Genomic DNA, 20,363 nt, shown 5'->3' on the forward strand with positions numbered 1-20,363 from the left:
TCATCGGAACTGATGATTCCATCATTATTGGGACGATGGAGGCTGGCATGACGACCACCGCACGCGGGGCCACCCGCACCGAGCGCACCGTCCGGGTCGGACGGCACGAGCTGTTCGTGACGGAGGCCGGGCAGGGTCCGCCCGTCGTGCTGCTGCACGGCGGCGGGCCGGGGGCCACCGGGGCGTCGAACTACGTGCGCAACATCGACGCCCTGGCCGAGCGGTTCCGGGTGATCGTGCCGGACCTGCCCGGGTACGGCGCCTCGTCGAAGGACCTCGACCACGCCGACCCCTTCGGCGACCTGGCGCTCGCGGTGCGCGGCCTGCTCGACGCGCTCGACGTCGACCGCGCCCACCTCGTCGGCAACTCCTACGGCGGCGCGGCCGCCCTGCGGATGGCGCTCGACCGTCCGGACCGGGTGGACCGGCTGGTCCTGATGGGGCCGGGCGGGATCGGCACCACCCGGGCGCTGCCCACCCGGGGCCTCACCACCCTCCTCGGCTACTACGGCGGGGACGGCCCGAGCCGGGCCAAGCTCGAGACCTTCGTCCGCGACTACCTCGTGTACGACGGCAGCACCGTTCCCGACGCGCTCATCGACCTGCGCTACGCCGCCAGCATCCAGCCCGACGTGGTCGCCTCGCCGCCGCTGCGCCGGCCCTCCGGCCTGCGCACGCTGGTGCGGATGGACCTCAGCCGCGACCGCCGGCTGGCCCGCTGCGCCGTACCGACGCTCGTCGTCTGGGGTGCCGACGACCGGGTCAACCGGCCCTCCGGTGGCTCGTTCCTGGCCCGGACCATGCCCGAGTGCGACCTCCACCTGATGGCCCGCACCGGGCACTGGGCCCAGTGGGAACGGGCCGACGAGTTCAACGCCCTCGCCACCTCCTTCCTCGAGGCGCCCCGATGAGCCTCGCCTTCCTGACGCCCACCCGTCCCGACGAGTCGGTCTTCGGCGCCGTCCATCTCGGCTACCTCGTCGTCGAGTCGCAGCGACTGACGTCCTGGCACCGGTTCGCCGCCGACGCGATCGGGCTGCACGTCGACGAGCTGTCCGCGGACGCGCTCCGGTTCCGTCTCGACGACCACGCCTGCCGGTTCCTGGTACGCCGTGGGCCGGCCGAGGACCTCATGGCGATCGGCTGGCAGGTGGACGACCACGAGACGTTCGACCGGATCGTGCGCCGCGTGGTCGACCGCGGCGTCCCGGTCGCGGAGGGCACCCCCGACGAGGCCGCGCTGCGAGGCGTGGAGCGGTTGTGGCGCTTCGCCGGCCCCAAGGGGATCGTCCAGGAGCTCTACACCGCACCGGTCCCGGCGGCGCAGCCGCTGCGGATGCTCAGCAGCGGCTGGGTGACCGGCGAGTCCGGGCTGGGCCATGTCGCCCTCACCTCGCGCGACCCGCTCGGCATCCACCGGTTCTACGACACCGTCCTCGACTCCCGGCTGAGCGACTACATCGACGAGAACGTCGGCGGGATGCCCCTCAAGATCCGCTTCCTGCGGGTCAACGAGCGCCACCACTCGGTCGCCGTCGCCCACGTGCCCGGCCTGCGAGCCGACCCGGTGCGCACCCGCGCGCAGCACGTCAACATCCAGTCGGCGTCGCTCGACGACATGCTCGCCACCTACCAGCGGGTCCGCGAGCTCGGCTTCCGGATGGCCTGGTCGGTCGGGCAGCACACCAACGACCGCGAGTTGTCCTTCTACTGCGTCACCCCGTCCGGCTTCGAGCTCGAGGTCGGCTGGAACCCGATCGTGCTCACGCCCGAGCTCGAGCAGTCCTGGCAGGTCCTCACCCACCAGGGCATCAGCACCTGGGGGCACCGGCCGGTCGATCCCGGCCTCCTCGACCGGCTCGGGCAGATCCGCCAGGCCGCACTCAACGCCCGCCGGCCCGAGATCACGGTCCCGGGCCTCAGCACCCCCGCAGGAGCCCCCCGATGAACACCTACGACGTCGTGGTGGTCGGCCTCGGCCCGACCGGCCTGACCCTCGCCACCCTGCTCGGCCGCCGCGGCCTGCGGGTCCTGGTCCTCGAACGCGAACCCGAGTTCTACGGCATGGCCCGGGCCGTCTACACCGACGACGAGGCGCTGCGCGTCTTCCAGACCGCCGGCGTCGCCGACGAGCTGCACGCCGACATGAACGTCGACAGCGCCGTGCAGTGGGTCAAGGCCGACGGCACGGTGCTCGTCCGGTTCCGGGAGAGCCGACGCCCGCTGGCCTGGCCGGTGACCAACTTCCTCTACCAGCCCTACCTGGAGAACCGGCTCGAGGACCTGCTCGAGCGCCACCCCCACGTCGAGGTCCGCCGGGGCCGTGAGGTCGTCTCGTTCACCCAGGACGCCGAGGGCGTCACGGTGGTCCACGCGCGATCGACCGGGTCGGGGTACGGCCGGCGGGAGGCCGTGGTCGAGGACGCGACCGAGACCGTGCGGGCGGCGTACCTCGTGGGCGCCGACGGCGGCCGCAGCGTCGTCCGCACCACCTTGGGCATCGACATGACCGGCACCAGCTATCCCGAGCGATGGCTGGTCGTCGACCTCGAGGCGAAGGGCGGGGCGGACGCATTCGGCCACCTGCCGTACTTCGACTTCGTCTGCGACCCGGACCTGCCGACCGTGAGCTGCCCCCAGCCCGGGGGCCACCACCGCTTCGAGTTCGCGCTCACCGACGAGGACAGCAAGGAGGAGTTCGAGTCCGATGCGACCGTCCGGCGCCTGCTCGCGCGCCACGTCGACCCGGACCAGGTGGTGGTGATCCGCCAGCTCGTCTACACCTTCAACGCCGTGGTCGCCGACCGTTGGCGCGAGGGCCGGGTGCTGCTCGCGGGCGACGCGGCGCACATGACGCCCCAGTTCGTCGGGCAGGGCATGAACGCCGGGATCCGCGACGCCGACAACCTGTCCTGGAAGCTCGAGGCGATCCTGCGGCACGGTGCCGATCCGCGGATCCTCGACTCCTACGAGTCCGAACGCCGCCCGCACGCGCAGGCGATGATCGACCTGTCCGTGTTCAACAAGACGATCGTCTCGGTGCAGGACCCGGTCAAGGCGCGCTGTCGCGACGTGCTGATGTGGACCGCGCTGCGGGTGCCCGGTCTGGCGGGGTGGGTGAGGCGGATGGGCATGAAGCCGCGGCCGCGCTTCCGGCGCGGCGCCTACCTCGGACTTCCCCGTCGCCCGCTCGGGGTGGCGGGCACGCTCGCTCCCCAGCCCGTCGTGCGCCGGTACGACGGCCGCCCGGTCCGGCTCGACGACGCCCTCGGCACCGGCTGGTCGCTCATCGGGATCGGCATCGACCCGAGGGCCGCGCTCGGTGACGACGCCACCGTCTGGGAACGGGTCGGCGCGACCTGGGCGACCCTCTACCCGTTCGGCACCCGACCGCAGGGCCGCGCCGGTGAGGTGGGCCGCACTCCCGGCGTGCTCGACGTGGAGGACGCCTCGGACGCGTTCGTGCGCTGGCTGCGCCGCCACGGCGTCCGGGACGGGACGGTCGTGGTCCTGCGACCCGACAAGTACGTCTTCGGGACCGGCCGCGGCGCCGGGCTCGCCCGGCTCACCGCCGCACTGGTGGACCAGCTCGGCCTGACGGGCGTGACGGTCAGCCGTTGAACCGCGGCGCGCGCTTCTCCACGAACGCAGCGACACCCTCGCGTCCGTCCGGGCCCTCGGCGAGGGTGCGGATCGACAGCGACTCCTTGCGCATCGCGGTCTCCGGGGCGGGGGCGGCGGCCTCGCGCAGCAGGCGCTTCGCAGCGGCGTTGGCGGCGGCGGAGCCGGCGGCGAGACCGGCGACGACCTGGTCGGCGGTGGCGGTCAGCTCGTCGGCGGGGACGACGCGAGCGACCAGGCCGGCGGCGTACGCCTCCTGGGCGGTGAGCAGGTCGCCGAGGATGGCCAGGCGCAGGGTGCGGTGGAGGCCGAGGGTGTGCACGAGCAGCGAGCTGCCGCCGTCGGGCGAGAGGCCGACCTTCGTGTAGGCGAGGCTGAACTTCGCGCTCTCGGCGGCGATCACCACGTCGGCCGCCGCGGCGAGCGGGAAGCCGGCACCGGCAGCCGTGCCCTGCACGACGCTGACGACGATCGCCTCGGAGCGGACCAGCTCGCTGACGACGCGGTGCAACGCCTCGGCGAGGTCGTCGATGAAGCCGGCCACGTCATCGGCGTCCGCGAAGGCGCCGAGGTCGCCGCCGACCGAGAAGAACCGGCCCTCGGCGGCGAGCACGACCACGCGCGCGTGGTCGCGGTCGGCGGCGCGGACGGCGTCGTGGAGCTGGGCGACCGAGCCGTGGTGGACCGGGTTGCCGCGGTCACCGTCAGCGAGGGTGATCCGGGCGATGCCGTCGGCGTACTCGTAGCGAACGAAGATCTCGGTCATGCGCCCACTATGGCGCAGCGGCTACGACGCGCAGCTGCCGGTGTCGACCTCGGCGTCGCCGGTGCCCGGCGCGCTGCCGGCCCGGGCGCTGGCCTGCACCTGCTGGGCGGTGAGGGCGTACCCGGTCTCCGGGTCGGTGACCGACGCGGCGAACACGACGCCCGCGACCTTGCCCTGCGGCGTGACGATCGGGCCGCCGGAGTTGCCGGGGCGGACCAGGCCGCGCAGGGAGTAGACCTCGCGCACCACCGTCCCGTTGCCGTAGATGTCGGGCGAGCGGAGGTTCTGCATCGCACGCACCCGACCGGTCTGGATGTCGAACGGCCCGTCCTGCGGGTAGCCGACGATCGCGACCGGGTCCTCGGCCCCGACGGTGGTGTCGAACCGCAGCACCGGGGCGTCGTCGGTCTCCAGCGCCAGGACGGCGATGTCGAGCTCGCGGTCGTAGAGCACGACCCGGGCGAGCTCGGTGCCGCCGCCGATGCTGACCTCGGGGTCGTCCACGCCGGCCACGACGTGGGCGTTGGTCATCACGCGGTCCTCGGCGAAGACGAACCCGGTGCCCTCGACGCCGCGGCCGCAGCTGTTGGCGCCGCGGATCTTCACCACGCTGGTCCGGGTCGCCTTGACCGGACCGGTGCCGGGCAGGTCGGCCGGTCCGGGCGCGACCTCGACGATCCGCTCAGGCGCGAACGGCTCGAGGTAGCGCGGGAAGAAGCCGGTGCCGACCACGTTGTTGAACGCCTGCAGCGCGTTCGGCGCCGACTCGGGCAGCGCCTGGTTGACCTTCGCCAGCACCACCGAGCTGCGCACCATCGAGGTGACCGAGCCGATCCGGGTACCGGAGATCGCGACGCCGAGCGCCCAGGCGACCAGGAGCACCGCGAGGCCGCTCAGCAGGGCGCCGCCGACCGCGTCGAGCGCCCGCGCGGGCTGCCAGGTGATCCGCTCCCGGACCCGCGCGCCGGCGTACTGCAGCACGGCCTGGCCCAGCGAGGCGCACAGGATGACGATGAACAGCGCGCCCAGCGAGACGGCCAGCGAGGGCTCGAGGCTGCTGAGGACCAGCGGCGCGAGCAGGATGCCGCCGAGGCCGCCCGACAGCAGGCCCACCGTCGCGAAGGCGCCCGTGATGAAGCCCTGCCAGTACCCGGACAGGGCGTACGCCGCGACGAGGACCAGCAGCAGCCAGTCGAGGAGGTTCACTCGTTGGGCTCCAGGATGTCCATGCCGTCCCCCGGCTCCTCGTCGGCAGCTGCCGCGGCGCTCGTCCGGCGGACGTGCTCGGCGAGCATGTAGTCCGGCAGATCATGCACCGGCGGGTCGACCACGGGCGGCAGCCACCCGAGGAAGTCGAAGAATCGGGTCAGGATCCCGCCCGTGAAGCCCCACAGGATCACGTCCTTGTCGGGACCGATGAGGAAGCCCGGGCCCATCCAGCCGCCCGGGTGGCGCACCTGGATCCGGTGCTCCGGGGCGAACAGCTCGTCGAGCGTCACGTGGTGGATCGCGTGCACCTCCTCCGGGGAGGCCACCTCGATCGGGGCCGGGTCGCGCCACCAGCCGAGGACCGGCGTGACCGCGAAGTTGGACGGCGGCAGCCACAGCTCGGGCAGCGTGCCGAAGACCTCGACGCTCGCCGGGTCGACCCCGATCTCCTCGTCGGCCTCGCGCAGCGCGGCCTCGACCACGGTCTCGCCCGGGTCGATGCTGCCGCCGGGGAAGGAGACCTGGCCCGGGTGCGAGCGCATGTCGTGGGCCCGCTCGGTGAGCAGGACGTCGTGGTCGCCGAACAGCATCAGCACCGCGCCGCGGCGTACGGGCTTGCCCTGGGGCGGCAGGAACGCGGTCAGGTCGCTGCCCTCGATGGCGCGCGCCCCCTCGGCGACGGGGACCAGCCAATCGGGCAGGCCGTCGGGCAGGCCGTCGGGCAGGTCGCTCACTTCGCGGCCTTCGCGCTCAGGTCGATGCCCAACTGGTCGCGGACCAGGGCGACCACCTCGTCGGCGGAGGTGACGCCACCGACGTGGGGCCGGGAGACCGTGCCGTCGGCGGACACGAAGAGGAAGAAGGGCAGGCCGGGGCCGAGCTCGGCGTCGGTCTTCTGCAGGTCACCGCAGGCATCGGCGATCGACGGGTAGGTGACGCCGCTCATCCGGGCCAGCTCGATCGCGGCACCGGGGTAGGTGTCGAGGTAGTTCACGCCGATGACCCGCACCTGGTCGCCGTAGGCGGCGTGGAACTCCTGCAGCGCCGGCATCTCCTTGCGGCAGGGCCCGCAGTTGGACGCCCAGAAGTTGAGGACCGCCGGTCCCTTGATCGCGTTGAGCCGCACGCTGCCCTGCTCACCGAGACAGTCGAGCTGGATGGCCGGCAGGCCCGTGTCGGTGCCGGTGGCGGGGATGGTCTGGCAGCTGGCGATGCCCGCCGCCTCGCGGTCCTCGACCAGGTCGGCGGAGGCGACGTCGACCTTGCAGGCGAACGCCGCCGGGGCGACGCTGTCGCAGCCGGTGAGGAGCACGGCGGCCCCGATTAGCGCGACGAGCAGGGCGAACGGGCGACGCATCAGTTGGGCCCCTCGGTGCGGACCAGCTTCTCCGCCTCGACCGGGTCCGTCGGCCCGGTGCCGTACGCCGGGCACCACCGCGCCACGGGACAGGCGCCGCACGCCGGCTTCTTGGCGTGGCAGCGGCGCCGGCCGTGCCAGATCAGGTGGTGCGACAGCATCGTCCAGTCGCGCTTGGGGAACAGCGCGCCCACCGCGTGCTCGACCTTCACCGGGTCGGTCTCCGCGGTCCAGCCGAGGCGCCGGGCCAGCCGGCCGAAGTGGGTGTCGACGGTGATGCCGGGCACGTCGAAGGCGTTGCCGAGGACCACGTTGGCGGTCTTGCGGCCCACACCCGGCAGCGTCACCAGGTCGTCGAGCCGCGCCGGCACCTGGCCGTCGTACTTCTCGACGAGGGCGGCGCTCAGCTTGAGCAGCGACTCGGTCTTGGCCCGGAAGAACCCCAGCGGGCCGACGATCTGCTCGAGGTGGGCGCGGTCCGCGGACGCCATCGACACCGGGTCGGGGTAGGCAGCGAACAGGATCGGGCGCACGGCGTTGACCCGCTTGTCGGTGGTCTGCGCCGACAGCACCGTGACGACCAGGCACTCGAAGGGGTTGTCGAAGTCGAGCTCGGCCTTCGCGTCGGGGTAGGTCTCGCCCAGCACCCGGTCGATCTTCCGCGCCCGGCGGACGAGCTGGGTCGTCGTCTCCTCGGTGGTGTCGATCGGCCGCACGGACGCCACCCTACGGTGTGGGGACGACAGTCCCGCGCCGCGTGGCGGGTTAGGTGTGACATGCCGCACTGGCTAGGATGCCGCCGACCGGGTTTTACGTTCTTTGGAGGAAGCGTGGACAACGACGTACTCCGTCAGGCGCCACTGTTCAGTGCCCTCGACGACGAGGCGATGGCAGGGCTGCGCACGTCACTGGCCACGACCCGGCTGCGCCGCGGCGAGGTGCTGTTCCACGAGGGCGACAGCGGCGACAAGCTGTACGTCGTGCTCGAGGGCAAGGTGAAGCTCGGCCGCACGTCCTCCGACGGACGCGAGAACCTGCTCGCGATCATGGGCCCCGGCCAGATGTTCGGCGAGCTGTCGCTCTTCGACCCGGGCCCGCGCTCGGCGACCGTGACCTGCGTGACCGACGCCGAGTTCGCGTCGCTGTCCCACGAGGACCTGCTGCGCTGGCTCGAGGGCCGCCCGACCGTCGCCCGCGGGCTGCTCGCCCAGCTGGCCGCCCGGCTGCGCAAGGCCAACGACGTCGTCGCCGACCTGGTCTTCTCCGACGTCCCCGGCCGCGTCGCCAAGGCGCTGCTCGACCTCGCCGACCGCTTCGGCCGCACCGCCGACGACGGCGTGCACGTCCACCACGACCTCACCCAGGAGGAGCTCGCCCAGCTGGTCGGCGCCTCCCGCGAGACGGTCAACAAGGCGCTCGCCGACTTCGCGTCCCGCGGCTGGCTGCGCCTGGAGCCCCGCTCCGTCGTCATCCTCGACATGGAGCGGATGTCGCGCCGGGCCCGTTGAGCCGCGGGGTCGTCTGGGCCTAGGTCCCTCTCGTCGTTCGCAAGTCTGCCACTCGTCGTTGATGGGCGGGACGTCGCCCCAGCCACGGAGCACGAGCTGACGCCGGATCCGGCGCAGGGTGTCGAGCGGCTTGCCGAAGAGACCTTCCGCGGTCACCACGACCACCCGATAGCCCTCGTCGTCGAGCTCTTCGCGGCGGGTGAGATCAACCCGCCACTGGGTCGTGCCGGAATGGTGTCGGCCGTCGTACTCGATGATGAGCTTGATCCGCGGGTAGCACAGGTCGAGCCTGCGTCTCCACGAGCCGTCCTCCCATCGCTGGATGATGTTGACCTCCGGCTCCGGCAGGCCGGCGAGAACGATGAGCAGCCGAAGCCGCGTCTCCATCGGGGAGTCGACCCCGTCCCGCACGAAGTGCGCCGCAGAACGCGCCAAGCCTGCGTAGTAGGCGTCGGTGCTCGCACATGCCTCGCGCAGAGCGGAGGCGTTGATCTTGTACTTGCGACAGAGCGCGTCGCCCAGGATGACCAGGTCCACGAAGCTGAGACTTCCAGCGCAGTCGATGAACGTCTCGCAGGGATCGCTGACCCGCATCCCCCTCACCACGATGATGCGGCGTCGTCGACGCGTCACGTGCACCTTGATCTGGGGGCGGTAGCGACGCTCGCTCTCCCGCCGGACGGTGACGTGGACGAAAGGGTGCTCGGGCACCGGGAGGCCGAGGAGCGCAGCCGCGCTCAAGCGACTCACGAACGCCCAGGGCGGATGCAGGAGCAGTGCAGCGCGGTACATGCAGTCGAGGTCCACATGCTTCTCGAGCACCCACACGCCGGTCACGACCTGGCGGTACTCCTTGTTCTGCAGCTCCCATCGGCGTCGTCCCGCACGCTCGAAGTGTCGCGTCAGGAACGGACGGCTGAGGTCGATGTCCATGACCGCAGCCTGCACAGCGACAGCGCAGCTCGCTCTCGTCATCCACAGGCGTCCGCGGGCCCCTGGAGGGGGCGGTGTGCTCCGGATCGTTCGATCGAACGGTCTGGGGGAGTTCCCGACTCAAAAGTCCCCCGGATCGTTCGATCGAACGATTTGGAGGAGGGAGCGCGTCCGATCAGCGCTGCGCGAGGTAGGTCAGCTGGGCGCGCACGGACCACTCGGCCGCGCCCCAGAGCGACTCGTCGACGTCGGCGTACACGACCTCGACGACCCGCCGCGGCAGGACCGGGTCCTCGGCGACGTCGGCGGGGAGGTCGGCCGGGGCCAGGCCGAGACGCTGGAGCGCGGACTCGACCTGGGCGAGGCGCTCACGGCGGTGCACGACGTAGTGGTCGAGGACACCGGCGGCGTCGGGGAGCACCGGGCCGTGGGCCGGCCACAGCGAGCTCGCCCGGCCCTCGGTGACCAGGGAGCGCATCCGGGCGATCGAGTCGAAGTACGAGCCGAGGTCGCCGTCGGGGTGCCCGATCACGGTCGTGCCGCGGCCGAGCACCATGTCGCCGGTCAGCAGCGCGCCGTCGGCCTCCACCAGCAGGGAGATGGAGTCGGTGGTGTGGCCGGGCGTGGTGAGCACCTCGACGTCGAGGCCGGCGACCGAGAGGACCTCGCCGTCGGCGAGCGGGTCCGCGCGCCAGCACTGTGCGGGGTCGAGGCCACGCACGCCGCAGCCCATCCGCTCGGCGAACGAGCGGGCCGCCTCGGTGTGGTCGAGGTGGTGATGGGTGACCACGACCATGTCGACCTGCCCGGCCACCGCCGCCACGGCGTCGAGATGGTCGTCGTGGAGCGGTCCGGGGTCGACCACGATCGAGCGGCCGGAGCCGGGCTCGCGCAGCACCCAGGTGTTGGTGCCGTCGAGCGTCATGATGCCGGGGTTCGGCGCGAGGACGCAGCGACCGCGCTCGCCGTACGGGCCACCGGTCCAGGGCGCGCTCCCGTCAGTCACGGGCTCAGCCCCGGCGGGCAGCGACGAGCGGCCGCAGCCGGTCGGGCATCGACAGGGTGAACCCGTCGCCGAGCGGCTCGACCTCCGGCATGAACATGGTGACCGTCCGGCCCCGGCTCGCCGCCATCACGGCGTCGACGTCGCCGAGGGTGCCGACCTCGAGGCAGGTCAGGTACGTCGGCGGCAGCATCGCCATCTCGCCACGCTCGACCTGCTCGAGCGCCTCGTCGACGCGGAGCCAGACGACCTCGGAGGACTCCGAGGACACGTCGCGGGTCACCTGGCCTTCGGGCAGGTGGGCGACGAAGAACCAGGTCCGGTAGCGCCTCGGCTCGAAGACGGGCGTGAGCCATCCGCTCCAGATGCCGAGCAGGTCGGTGCGCAGCACCAGGCCGCGGCGCTCGAGGAAGTCGGTCATCGACAGCTCGCGCGACTCGAGCGCGACCCGGTCGGCCTCCCAGTCCTCGCCGGTGGTGTCGGCGACGACGTTGTCGGCGGACGTCCCGGCGAGCAGCACCCCGGACTCCTCGAACGTCTCGCGGACCGCGGCGCACACCAGGGCCCGGGCGACGTCCTCGGCGGTGCCGAGACGTGCCGCCCACTCGGCCGGCTGCGGACCGGCCCAGGCGACGGTGTGGTCGTAGTCGCGCGGGTCGACAGCACCGCCGGGGAAGACGCACATGCCGCCGGCGAAGTCCATGGTGGTCTGGCGACGCAGCAGGTAGATCTCCGGGCGGCCGTGCGCGTCGGGACGCAGCAGGACCACCGTGGCGGCGTCGCGCGGCTCCGCCGCCGGGCGCCCGCCGTCGCCGTACTCTGCCGCACGGTCGACGACGTGCGCCGGCAGCGGGATCGGCGGGAGCGGGACCCTCACGGGGCCGCCATGATCTCGGCGACGACCTCGACCTCGACGGGCGCGTCCAGCGGCAGCACGGGGACGCCGACCGCGGAGCGCGCGTGGATGCCGGCGTCGCCGAACACGTCGCCGAACAGCTCGGAGGCACCGTTGGCGACACCGGGCTGCCCGGTGAAGTCGGGCGTGGACGCGACGAACGCGACGACCTTGACGATCCGGACGTCCGCGAGGTCGCCGGTGACCGAGCGGATCGCGGCGATCGCGTTGAGCGCGCACTGCCGCGCGCAGGCGTAGGCGTCCTCGGCACTGACACTGTCGCCGACCTTGCCGGTCGCCATCAGGGCGCCGTCGCGCATCGGCAGCTGCCCGGCCGTGTAGACCTGGTTGCCGCTGCGGGTCGCGGGGATGTACGCCGCCACCGGGGGCGCGACCGCCGGGACACTGAGGCCGAGCTCGGCCAGGCGCTCCTCCGGGGTGCTGTGCGCAGTCACCGCTCAGCCCTCGATCGGGCGCTTGAAGAAGGCGATGTCGTTGCCACCCTGGCCCGGGACGAGGGTCACGAGCTCCCAGCCGTCCTGGCCGAAGTTGTTGAGGATCTGCGCCGCGACGTGGTTGAGGACGGGCGCCACCTGGTACTCCCACTTGGTCATGGCCCGCACCTTACTCAGTGCTCGCGGCCGCCCTGGCCGGTGCGGTGGCCCCCGCCGCTGAGGCGGATCTCCGGCCGGCTCGCGGACGACCCCGCGGCGCGGACGTGTGGCGCGGGTCACAGGGTGTGCGACGATGCGCCGGTGAGCCTCGACAACGCCGTCTGGATGCTGACCGCGCTCGCCGCGGTCGTCGTGCTCCTCACCCGGATGCGGCTCTCCTCCGAGCAGGCCCAGTCGGGCCACGCCGTCGTCCCCCTCACCGTGGTCAACGCCCACACGCTCATCGGGGTGGCGGCGCTCGTGGTGTGGATCGTCTACCTGACCTCGCCCGGCGGCGGGCTCGGCGCCCTCGCGCTGGTCGCCTGGTGGCTCGAGGTGCTGCTCGGGATCCTGATCCTCGCGCGCTGGTTCGCGCGGCCGGGCAAGCACGCCGCCGACACGACCGGCGACAGCTGGGCCGAGGGGCCGTCGCTGTCGATCCTCGGACACGTCGGGATGCTGCTCGGCATCAGCTTCTTCACCTGGGTGGTGCTGGCCGACAAGCTCGGCTGAGCCCGGCGATCCCCGCGGCGGGCGACGGCCTCAGCCGTAGCGGTTCACGACCCACAGCAGCTCACGGTAGGTGTCGTCCTCGTCGGGCGGTGGCGGGTCGACGTCCTGCGTGGTGCGCAGCTTCTCCGGGTCGATCGGCGGGGGCAGGTGCTTGTAGCGCTCCAGCCGGGACTGCTCGGCCATGGCGACTCCTTCCGATGTCTTCCAGGCTACGCCGCGGATCCACCCGTGGTCTGACGTCTGCGCCGCCGGCTGCGTCTACGGTGGCCCGGTGGCGGGACCTCATCGACAGCCCTGGCGGCTCGGCCCCGGGGGCGAGCGGTGGTTCGACCTCGGCCTGACCGGCTTCCTGCTGCTCCCGGTGCTGCCCTACGCGTTCTTCGTCGACGTCACCGACAGCCTGCTGATGCTGGCGCAGATCACGCCGCTCGTCGCGCGGCGCCGACGCCCGGTCGCGGTCTTCACCCTGGTCGCCGTCGCCACCGCCGTCCAGCCGCTGGTGACCGACAACCCGCTGTGGAGCCAGCTCGCGTTCCCGGTGGCGGTCTACTCCGTCGCCCGGTACGCCGGGTCGCGCTGGGCCGCGGCCGCCCTCGGCACCGGCGTGCTCGGTGCCGGGATCGCTGCCGTGGACTGGCTGCGCGGCTTCGGCGCCGCCATGCTCACCGCGGAGAACGTGCTGGCCTACTCCGTCACCATCGCCTTGTTCGTGGTCGTCGCGTGGACGCTCGGCACCCTCGGCCGCACCCGGCAGGCGTACGTCGACGCGCTGGTCGAGCGCGGCGAACGGCTCGAGCGCGAGGCGTCCCAGCAGGCGGCGCTGGCCGCGATCGAGGAGCGCCACCGGATCGCCCGCGAGATGCACGACGTGGTGGCCCACGGGCTGACCACGATCGTGGTTCAGGCCGACGGCGCCCGCGCCGCCGCCGCGCACGACCCGTCGGTGACCGGCCCCGCCCTCGCCACGATCGCGACCACGGGCCGCGAGGCGATCGCCGAGCTGCGCCGGATGCTCGGGCTGCTGCGTGCGGACGAGGCGCCGACCGCGCCGCAGCCGCGCCTCGCCGACCTGCCGACGCTGCTGGCCGAGGCTCGCGGCGCGGGGACGCCGGTCGTGGGCGACCTGCCCCCGGACCTCCCGGTCGTGTCGGACGGCGTCGCGCTGACGACGTACCGGATCGTGCAGGAGGCGCTGAGCAACGTCCGCAAGCACGCCGGTCCCGACGCCACCGCGAGCGTCGCGCTGCGGGTCGAGGCGGAGGCGGTGGTGGTCGAGGTCGCCGACGACGGGCGTGGCGCCGCGGCACACGACGACGGCCGCGGGCTCGGACTCGCGGGGATGCGCGAGCGGGTCGCCGCGCACGGCGGCACGCTGACCACCGGTCCCGCGGCGGGCGGTGGTTTCGCCGTGTGCGCGAGGATCCCGCTGTGAGCCAGCCCGTGCCCGAGCCGATCCGGGTGTTCCTCGTCGACGACCAGGACCTGGTCCGCGCCGGGTTCCGGATGCTCATCGACAGCCAGCCCGACCTGACGGTCGTCGGCGAGGCCGGCGACGGCGGGGAGGCGCTGGAGCGGCTCGCGGTCACCCGCTGCGACGTCGTGCTCATGGACGTGCGGATGCCGCGCCTCGACGGGGTCGAGGCCACCCGCCGGCTCGCAACGTGGCCCACCGCGCCGCAGGTGATCGTGCTGACGACCTTCGACCTCGACGAGTACGCCTTCGCGGCGTTGCGCGCCGGCGCCGCCGCGTTCCTGCTCAAGGACGCGACCCCCGAGACCCTTCTCGACGCCATCCGCACCGTCCACGCCGGCGACTCGGTCGTCGCCCCCAGCACCACCCGCCGGCTGCTCGACCACTTCGCCGCCGTCCTGCCCGATCCCTCGTCCGCCGCCCCGGACAGCCGCCTCGACACCCTGACCGACCGTGAGCGCGAGACCCTCGTGCTGGTCGGCCGCGGGCTCACGAATGCCGAGATCGCCGCCGAGTTCGTGGTCTCCGAGGCCACCGTGAAGACCCACATCGGCCGGCTGCTCTCCAAGACGGCGTCGCGCGACCGGGTCCAGCTGGTCGTGCTCGCCTACGAGACGGGACTGGTCGGGACCTGACCGTCCCACCCGGGTCCACCCGTCGTCGTACGCCCGGATCAGCCCGTGGCCTGACGATCGGGACGCCGTCCGCGGCGAGGCTCGGAGTCATGACCTCCCTGCTCGCCGCCAGCGCACGCGGCCTCACCAAGTCCTTCGGCCGCGGCGACACCCTCGTCCACGCGCTCCGCGGCGTCGACCTCGACCTCCCCGCGGGCCGCTTCACCGCGATCATGGGGCCGTCCGGCTCCGGCAAGTCCACCCTGATGCACTGCCTGGCCGGGCTCGACCAGCCGACCACCGGCTCGGTGCAGGTCGCGGGGCAGGCCCTCGAAGGAATGGACGACGACGCGCTGACCCGGTTCCGGCGCGACCACGTGGGCTTCGTGTTCCAGGCGTTCAACCTGCTGCCGATGCTCAGCGCGGAGCAGAACATCTGGCTGCCGACCGAGCTGTCGGGGCTCGCCGCCCGCGACCGCGGCCGCCAGCTGCAGCAGCGGTTCGCCGGGATCGTGGAGACCCTGGGCCTCACCGCGCGGCTCGGCCACCGCCCGGCCGAGCTGTCCGGCGGCCAGCAGCAGCGGGTCGCCATCGCGCGGGCCCTGCTGTCCGCGCCCGCGATCGTGTTCGCCGACGAGCCGACCGGCAACCTGGACAGCGCCAGCTCGGCCGAGGTGCTCTCGCTGCTGCGCCAGTCGGTGCGCGAGCTCGGGCAGACCGTCGTCATGGTCACCCACGAGACCGAAGCCGCGCGGTACGCCGACGACGTCGTCGTGCTCGCCGACGGCCAGGTCACCGAGCGCCGCGAGGTCGCGGCCTGATGCGTACCGTCCTCCTGGCGTCGCTGCGCACCCACACCCGTCGGTACGGCGCCGCCCTGCTCGCCGTCGTCATCGGGTCCGCGTTCATCGTGGTCACCGCCGCCCTGTCCTCGTCGATGCGGGAGGGACTGACCGCCGGCCTCGGGCAGCCGTACGACGGCGCGGACGCGGTCGTCGACAGCCCGTCCGCCGCCGATGCGGCCCGGCTCCTCGACGCCGCGCGCACCGACGGCGCCGACGCGTGGCTGATCGGCTGGACCATGCAGCAGGTCGCCTCCGGCACCGCCGGCGAGACGTCGGTGATCGACACCGACATCGGCCAGCTGCCCGACCGTCCCGACCGCCGCTGGCAGGAGCTCGTCGAGGGCCGGTTCCCGGGCGGGCCGGGCGAGGCCGTGGTCGACAGCAACACCGCCAAGGTCGAGAGGATCGGCGTCGGCGACCGGCTGCGGATCGGCACGGGCAGCGACGCGCTCGACGTCGCCGTCGTCGGGCTGGTCGACTCGCCGTCGACCTACGCCTACGCGTCGGTCTACCTGCTGTGGCCCGAACTCGTCCGCTGGCAGGACCAGCTCTTCGTGACGAGCCTGGCCTGGGCCGGACCCGACGCAGGTACGGCGATCCGGGCCGTCGTACCCGACGCGGACGTGGTGGCGGTCGACGCGTTCGTCCAGGACCTGCACCAGCAGGTCAACAACGGCGTCGACATCGTCCAGGTCGTGGTGCTGCTGTTCGGCGCGATCGCCCTCGTCGTGGGGATCCTGGTCATCAACAACACCTTCACGATCCTGTTCGCGCAGCGGATGCGGGACTTCGCGCTGCTGCGCTGCGTCGGCGCGACGCGGCGCCAGGTGCTGCGCTCGGTGCGCCTGGAGTCCCTGGCGCTCGGCGTCCTCGCCGCGGTGCTCGGCGTGCTCGCCGGCCTCGGCGCGGGGCACGGCCTGGTGGCGCTGGTCCGCTCGCAGTGGCCGGAGGCCCGGTTGGGCACGGCGCACGTGGCGCCCGCCTGGCTCGCGGGTGCCGCCGGCGTCGCCGTGGTCGTCACCGTGGTGGCCGCCTGGCTGCCGACCCGCCGGGCGGTCCGGGTCAGCCCGCTCGCGGCGCTGCGCCCCGACGACAGCACCCGGGTCCGCACCCGTTCCGGCCGGATCCGGCTCGCGCTCGGCGGGCTCGCGGTCGGCGTCGGCGTCCTCGCCCTGGCCGCGGCGGTCGCCACCGCCAACGTGGGCGCGCTCGCCGTCGGCGGTACGGCGGTCTTCGTCGGCGTGCTGCTCTTCGGCCCCGTCCTGGTGCCCGCGCTGATCCGCGCGGCGGGGCCGCTCACGCAGCGGCTGCTCGGGCCGGCCGGTCGGCTCGCCGCCGGCAACGCCGTGCGCAACCCGCGGCGCACCGCCGCCACCACGGCGTCGCTGCTCGTCGGCGTCACCCTGACGACGGCGGTGCTGGCGGGCATGGCGAGCTCGCGCGCCGCCCTCGCCGCCGACATGGACGAGCAGCACCCGATCGACCTCGCGGTCACCGGCACGGGCCCGCTGCCCGCCGAGACGCTCGACCGGTTGGAGGCGATCGACGGGGTCGCGGCCGCCGTACCCGTGCCGGGGGCGGTGGCGCGGATCGGCGACCTCGACCCGCTCCCCCTCCTGCCGGCCACGGTCGACGGTGACGCGAAGGTGCTGTACGGCGACCTGCCGGTGCCCGGGCCGGACCAGGTCCTCGTGCCCTGGGACCTGGTCGGCGACGGCCTGGAGGTCGGCGACCTCGTGCCCGTCACCGTCGGCGACACCACCCGCGAGCTCCGGGTCGCCGGGGGCGAGGGCTGGGGCGAGGCCGCGCTGGTCCGCCGGACGACGCTCGACCGGCTCGCCCCCGGCGCCCCCACCCAGGCGGTCTGGCTGCGCGCCGCGGAGGACGCCGACCCCGAGGACCTCGCCGGCTCGGTCGAGGCGGTCGCCGCGCCGGTCGACGCCGGAGTGGAGAACGGCCTGGCCCGCCGGGCGTACGTCGACACCCAGCTCGACGTCCTCACCGGCGGTGTCGTGGGACTGCTCGCGATCGCCGTGGTGATCGCGCTCGTCGGGATCGGCAACACCCTCGGCCTGTCCGTGCTGGAGCGTGGCCGCGAGCACGCCCTGCTCCGCGCGCTCGGCCTCACCCGCCGCCAGGTGCGCCGGATGCTCGCCGCCGAGGCGGTCCTGCTGTCCGTCGTGGCGACCGTGCTCGGCACCGTCCTGGGCGTGGCGTTCGCCTGGACCGCCGTGCGGGCGCTGGTCCAGCCCGCGGTCCACGGCGCCGGCCTGGTCCTGCCGTGGGGCCAGCTCGCCCTGGTGGTGACGATCTCCGCTCTGGCAGGCCTGCTCGCGGCGGTCCTCCCCTCGCGCAGGGCCGCGCGGATCACCCCGGCCGCAGGCCTCTCGCTGGACTGACCCCCTGAGGTGGGGACGCACCATTAGGCTCCGTCGGGTGAGCGATTGGCCGAAGGTGCGTCTCCACGTCGTCACCGGCAAGGGCGGCACGGGGAAGTCGACGGTTGCGTCGGCCCTCGCCCTCGCCCTCGCGACCCGCGGCAAGAACGTCCTGCTCTGCGAGGTCGAGGGCCGTCAGGGCATCGCCCGGATGTTCGACGTCGACCCGCTCCCCTACCAGGAGCGGCGCCTCACCACCGGCCTGCCGGACGACGACGGCGGCCGGGGCGTCGTCCACGCGCTGCACATCGACGCCGAGTCCGCGCTGCTGGAGTACCTCTCGATGTACTACCGGCTCGGCCGCGCCGGCAAGGCGCTCGACCGCTTCGGGGTCATCGAGTTCGCGACCACCATCGCCCCCGGCGTCCGCGACGTGCTGCTCACCGGCAAGGTCTACGAGGCTGTGCAGCGCAACAGCCGCAACAAGTCGGCCATCGAGTACGACGCCGTCGTGCTCGACGCGCCGCCGACCGGCCGGATCACCCCGTTCCTCAACGTCAGCAACGAGCTCGCCGGGCTGGCGAAGGTCGGGCCGATCAAGGCGCAGTCCGACACGATGATGACCCTGTTCCGGTCCCCGCGTACGGCGGTCCACCTGGTCACCGTGCTCGAGGAGATGCCGGTCCAGGAGACCGCCGACGGGATCGCCGAGCTCCGCGCGGCGCGGCTGCCGGTCGGGGGCGTGGTGGTCAACCAGGTCCGCCCGCGCGACCTGGACGCCGACGACCTCGCGGCGGCCCGGGCCGGGACCCTGGACCGCGCCCGGATCGAGGCCGACCTGGTCGAGGGCGGCATCGCCGTCAGCCCCGCCCTCGTCGACGGCCTGCTCGCCGAGGCAGCGGACCACGCCGAGCGCCGCGCGCTCGAGGACTCGCAGCGCCGGCTGGTCGCCGGGCTCGACGTTCCGTCGTACGAGCTGCCGCGGATGGCCGGCGGCATCGACCTCGGCGGGCTCTACGAGCTCGCCGGGCACCTCCGAGAGCAAGGGATGGCCTGATGACGCCTCGCAGCAGCGCCCACCGTCCCTCCCGCGTCGGTCCCGCGGCCGCCCCCGGGCACCACGCCGGCCACCTCGACGTCGACGCGCTCCTCGACGACCTGCGGACCGGGATCATCGTGTGCTGCGGCTCGGGCGGCGTCGGGAAGACCACGACCAGCGCCGCGCTCGCGCTGCGTGCCGCCGAGCGCGGCCGGAAGGTCGTCGTCCTCACCATCGACCCGGCCCGCCGACTCGCGCAGTCGATGGGCATCGAGGAGCTCGACAACACCCCGCGCCCGGTCAAGGACGTCGCGGGCAGCGGCCGCCTGGACGCGATGATGCTCGACATGAAGCGCACCTTCGACGAGGTGGTGCTCTCCCAGGCCAGCCCGGAGAAGGCGCAGCAGATCCTGGCCAACCCGTTCTACATCGCCCTGTCGAGCTCGTTCGCGGGAACCCAGGAGTACATGGCGATGGAGAAGCTGGGCCAGATCCACCGCGATGCACAGGCGGACGGCAGCTACGACCTGATCGTGGTCGACACCCCGCCGTCGCGCTCGGCGCTCGACTTCCTCGACGCCCCCGAGCGGCTCTCCAGCTTCCTCGACGGCCGGTTCGTCCGGCTGCTGCTGGCGCCGGCGAAGGGGCCGGCGCGGCTGATGACGGCCGGGCTCAGCCTGATCACGAACGCGCTCACCCGGATCCTCGGGGCGCAGTTCCTCAAGGACCTGCAGACCTTCGTCACCGCCCTCGACACCGTCTTCGGCGGCTTCCGCCAGCGCGCGCAGCAGACCTACTCGCTGCTCAAGGCCGACGGGACGGCGTTCCTCGTCATCGCCGCCCCGGAGGCGGACGCGCTGCGGGAGGCCGAGTACTTCGTCGAGCGGCTCAGCGAGGACGACATGCCGTTGGCCGGCCTGGTCGTCAACCGCGCCAGCCCGGAGCCGGGCGGCGAGCTGTCGGCCGACGAGGCGATGGCCGCGGCACAGCGGCTGCGGCGCACCGGCGACGGCGCGCTGACGGCCGGGCTGCTCCGGCTGCACGCCGACCGGGTGCGCATGGTCGAGCGCGAGCGCACGCTGCGCGACCGGTTCGCCACCGCGCACCCGCAGGTGGCGACGACCGTCGTACCGGCTCTCGCCGGTGACGTGCACGACCTCGACGGCCTGCGCCGGGTCGGCGACCTCCTGGCCCGGCGGCACTGACCCAGGTCAGCCGCCGGCGAGGCAGGGTTCAGACCGTCGCGACGGTCTGCTCGTCGCGCGCTTCCTCGAGGACCTGGCGCCACGAGGCAGCGGGACGGCGACGGAGCAGGGCACGACGCTCCCGCTCGGTCATGCCACCCCAGACACCCCACTCGATCTGGTTGTCCAGCGCCTCGGCGAGGCACTCGGTGCGTACGGCGCAGCTGGTGCACACCTGCTTGGCCTTGTTCTGCTCGGCGCCCTTCACGAAGAGCTGGTCCGGCTGCTGGTCCCTGCAGGCGGCACGCGGCGCCCAATCCTCAACCCACATGTTCGTCCCCTGATGCTTCCCACAACCGAAGAGCCGTCGCCCC

At 73.3% G+C, this 20,363-nt stretch carries 22 protein-coding genes and 1 pseudogene; 11 read left to right on the forward strand and 12 right to left on the reverse strand.

From position 1 onward, the window contains the following. Nucleotides 1-47: 47 nt before the first annotated feature. The 3 genes from KU893_RS16235 to mhpA are packed head-to-tail and all read left to right on the forward strand — an operon-like array spanning nt 48 to nt 3,621. Entirely contained in the window at nt 48-911 is an 864-nt protein-coding gene (locus tag KU893_RS16235) for an alpha/beta fold hydrolase (RefSeq protein ID WP_218235429.1), read from the forward strand. After that, the gene (locus tag KU893_RS16240; protein ID WP_218235430.1) at nt 908-1,948 is read left to right on the forward strand and encodes a VOC family protein; all 1,041 of its coding nucleotides are present in this window, start codon (nt 908-910) and stop codon (nt 1,946-1,948) included. The genes KU893_RS16235 and KU893_RS16240 overlap by 4 nt, the downstream gene beginning before the upstream one ends. Next, the gene (gene mhpA, locus KU893_RS16245) at nt 1,945-3,621 is read left to right on the forward strand and encodes a bifunctional 3-(3-hydroxy-phenyl)propionate/3-hydroxycinnamic acid hydroxylase MhpA (protein ID WP_218235431.1); all 1,677 of its coding nucleotides are present in this window, start codon (nt 1,945-1,947) and stop codon (nt 3,619-3,621) included. The genes KU893_RS16240 and mhpA overlap by 4 nt, the downstream gene beginning before the upstream one ends. On the opposite strand, the gene KU893_RS16250 is transcribed toward mhpA, so the two are convergent. Genes KU893_RS16250 through nth form a run of 5 tightly spaced genes read right to left on the reverse strand, consistent with a single transcriptional unit; the run spans nt 3,611 to nt 7,669 of the window. After that, nucleotides 3,611-4,387, reverse strand: coding sequence for an enoyl-CoA hydratase/isomerase family protein (locus tag KU893_RS16250; RefSeq protein WP_218235432.1), 777 nt, complete (start codon nt 4,385-4,387; stop codon nt 3,611-3,613). The two genes, mhpA and KU893_RS16250, sit on opposite strands and share 11 nt — an antisense overlap. Before the next feature lie 21 nt (nt 4,388-4,408). Then, nucleotides 4,409-5,593 carry a MarP family serine protease gene (locus KU893_RS16255; RefSeq protein WP_218235433.1) on the reverse strand — a complete coding sequence of 395 codons (1,185 nt, stop codon included), beginning with the start codon at nt 5,591-5,593 and terminating at the stop codon, nt 4,409-4,411. Beyond that, complete coding sequence (locus KU893_RS23330) at nt 5,590-6,330, reverse strand: NUDIX hydrolase (protein ID WP_308167228.1); 741 nt, start codon at nt 6,328-6,330, stop codon at nt 5,590-5,592. The genes KU893_RS16255 and KU893_RS23330 overlap by 4 nt, the downstream gene beginning before the upstream one ends. Further along, nucleotides 6,327-6,953, reverse strand: coding sequence for a TlpA family protein disulfide reductase (locus tag KU893_RS16265; RefSeq protein ID WP_218235434.1), 627 nt, complete (start codon nt 6,951-6,953; stop codon nt 6,327-6,329). The genes KU893_RS23330 and KU893_RS16265 overlap by 4 nt, the downstream gene beginning before the upstream one ends. Continuing rightward, entirely contained in the window at nt 6,953-7,669 is a 717-nt protein-coding gene (gene nth, locus KU893_RS16270) for an endonuclease III (RefSeq protein WP_218235435.1), read from the reverse strand. The genes KU893_RS16265 and nth overlap by 1 nt, the downstream gene beginning before the upstream one ends. Nucleotides 7,670-7,783: 114 nt before the next feature. Between nth and KU893_RS16275 the strand changes: the two genes are divergently transcribed. Beyond that, nucleotides 7,784-8,461: a Crp/Fnr family transcriptional regulator gene (locus KU893_RS16275; protein ID WP_141800618.1), complete on the forward strand. Its 678-nt coding sequence runs from the start codon at nt 7,784-7,786 to the stop codon at nt 8,459-8,461. Nucleotides 8,462-8,572: 111 nt separating this feature from the next. Here the strand turns inward: KU893_RS16275 and KU893_RS23820 are convergent. From KU893_RS23820 to sp36, 5 genes and pseudogenes are all read right to left on the reverse strand, one after another. Then, nucleotides 8,573-9,436, reverse strand: a pseudogene (locus KU893_RS23820) (putative endonuclease domain-containing protein); the annotation flags it as partial. A 133-nt stretch (nt 9,437-9,569) separates the two neighbouring features. Further along, on the reverse strand, nt 9,570-10,400 hold the full coding sequence (locus tag KU893_RS16285; protein ID WP_257441383.1) for an MBL fold metallo-hydrolase: 831 nt from the start codon (nt 10,398-10,400) through the stop codon (nt 9,570-9,572). A 4-nt stretch (nt 10,401-10,404) separates the two neighbouring features. Next, nucleotides 10,405-11,274 (reverse strand): NUDIX hydrolase, encoded by an 870-nt coding sequence (locus tag KU893_RS16290; protein WP_218235437.1) that lies wholly within the window; start codon nt 11,272-11,274, stop codon nt 10,405-10,407. Next, complete coding sequence (locus KU893_RS16295) at nt 11,271-11,747, reverse strand: RidA family protein (RefSeq protein ID WP_218235438.1); 477 nt, start codon at nt 11,745-11,747, stop codon at nt 11,271-11,273. The genes KU893_RS16290 and KU893_RS16295 overlap by 4 nt, the downstream gene beginning before the upstream one ends. Before the next feature lie 3 nt (nt 11,748-11,750). Next, a complete protein-coding gene (gene sp36, locus KU893_RS16300; RefSeq protein ID WP_218235439.1) occupies nt 11,751-11,906 on the reverse strand; it encodes a Sp36 family protein in 156 nt (51 codons plus the stop codon). A gap of 141 nt (nt 11,907-12,047) precedes the next feature. Here sp36 and KU893_RS16305 point away from each other — a divergent pair, with 141 nt between their 5' ends. Next, entirely contained in the window at nt 12,048-12,458 is a 411-nt protein-coding gene (locus KU893_RS16305; RefSeq protein ID WP_218235440.1) for a DUF3742 family protein, read from the forward strand. A gap of 30 nt (nt 12,459-12,488) precedes the next feature. Here KU893_RS16305 and KU893_RS16310 read toward each other — a convergent pair whose 3' ends face one another. After that, entirely contained in the window at nt 12,489-12,641 is a 153-nt protein-coding gene (locus KU893_RS16310; RefSeq protein WP_218235441.1) for a hypothetical protein, read from the reverse strand. An 88-nt stretch (nt 12,642-12,729) separates the two neighbouring features. Between KU893_RS16310 and KU893_RS22855 the strand changes: the two genes are divergently transcribed. The 6 genes from KU893_RS22855 (at nt 12,730) to bagB (ending at nt 20,010) form a co-directional block, all read left to right on the forward strand. Then, entirely contained in the window at nt 12,730-13,890 is a 1,161-nt protein-coding gene (locus tag KU893_RS22855; protein WP_218235442.1) for a sensor histidine kinase, read from the forward strand. 8 nt (nt 13,891-13,898) lie between these two features. After that, nucleotides 13,899-14,564 carry a response regulator gene (locus KU893_RS16320; protein ID WP_218235582.1) on the forward strand — a complete coding sequence of 222 codons (666 nt, stop codon included), beginning with the start codon at nt 13,899-13,901 and terminating at the stop codon, nt 14,562-14,564. Between the two features lie 89 nt (nt 14,565-14,653). Then, on the forward strand, nt 14,654-15,364 hold the full coding sequence (locus KU893_RS16325) for an ABC transporter ATP-binding protein (RefSeq protein ID WP_218235443.1): 711 nt from the start codon (nt 14,654-14,656) through the stop codon (nt 15,362-15,364). After that, nucleotides 15,364-17,787 (forward strand): ABC transporter permease, encoded by a 2,424-nt coding sequence (locus tag KU893_RS16330; protein ID WP_218235444.1) that lies wholly within the window; start codon nt 15,364-15,366, stop codon nt 17,785-17,787. The genes KU893_RS16325 and KU893_RS16330 overlap by 1 nt, the downstream gene beginning before the upstream one ends. A gap of 37 nt (nt 17,788-17,824) precedes the next feature. Then, the gene (gene bagA, locus KU893_RS16335; protein ID WP_218235445.1) at nt 17,825-18,823 is read left to right on the forward strand and encodes an ATPase BagA; all 999 of its coding nucleotides are present in this window, start codon (nt 17,825-17,827) and stop codon (nt 18,821-18,823) included. Next, entirely contained in the window at nt 18,823-20,010 is a 1,188-nt protein-coding gene (gene bagB, locus KU893_RS16340) for an ArsA family ATPase (RefSeq protein ID WP_218235446.1), read from the forward strand. The genes bagA and bagB overlap by 1 nt, the downstream gene beginning before the upstream one ends. Nucleotides 20,011-20,038: 28 nt before the next feature. On the opposite strand, the gene KU893_RS16345 is transcribed toward bagB, so the two are convergent. Further along, the gene (locus tag KU893_RS16345) at nt 20,039-20,320 is read right to left on the reverse strand and encodes a WhiB family transcriptional regulator (protein ID WP_218235447.1); all 282 of its coding nucleotides are present in this window, start codon (nt 20,318-20,320) and stop codon (nt 20,039-20,041) included. Nucleotides 20,321-20,363 lie beyond the last annotated feature (43 nt).

This window comes from Nocardioides daeguensis (genome assembly GCF_019192965.1).
Taxonomy (GTDB): domain Bacteria; phylum Actinomycetota; class Actinomycetes; order Propionibacteriales; family Nocardioidaceae; genus Nocardioides; species Nocardioides daeguensis.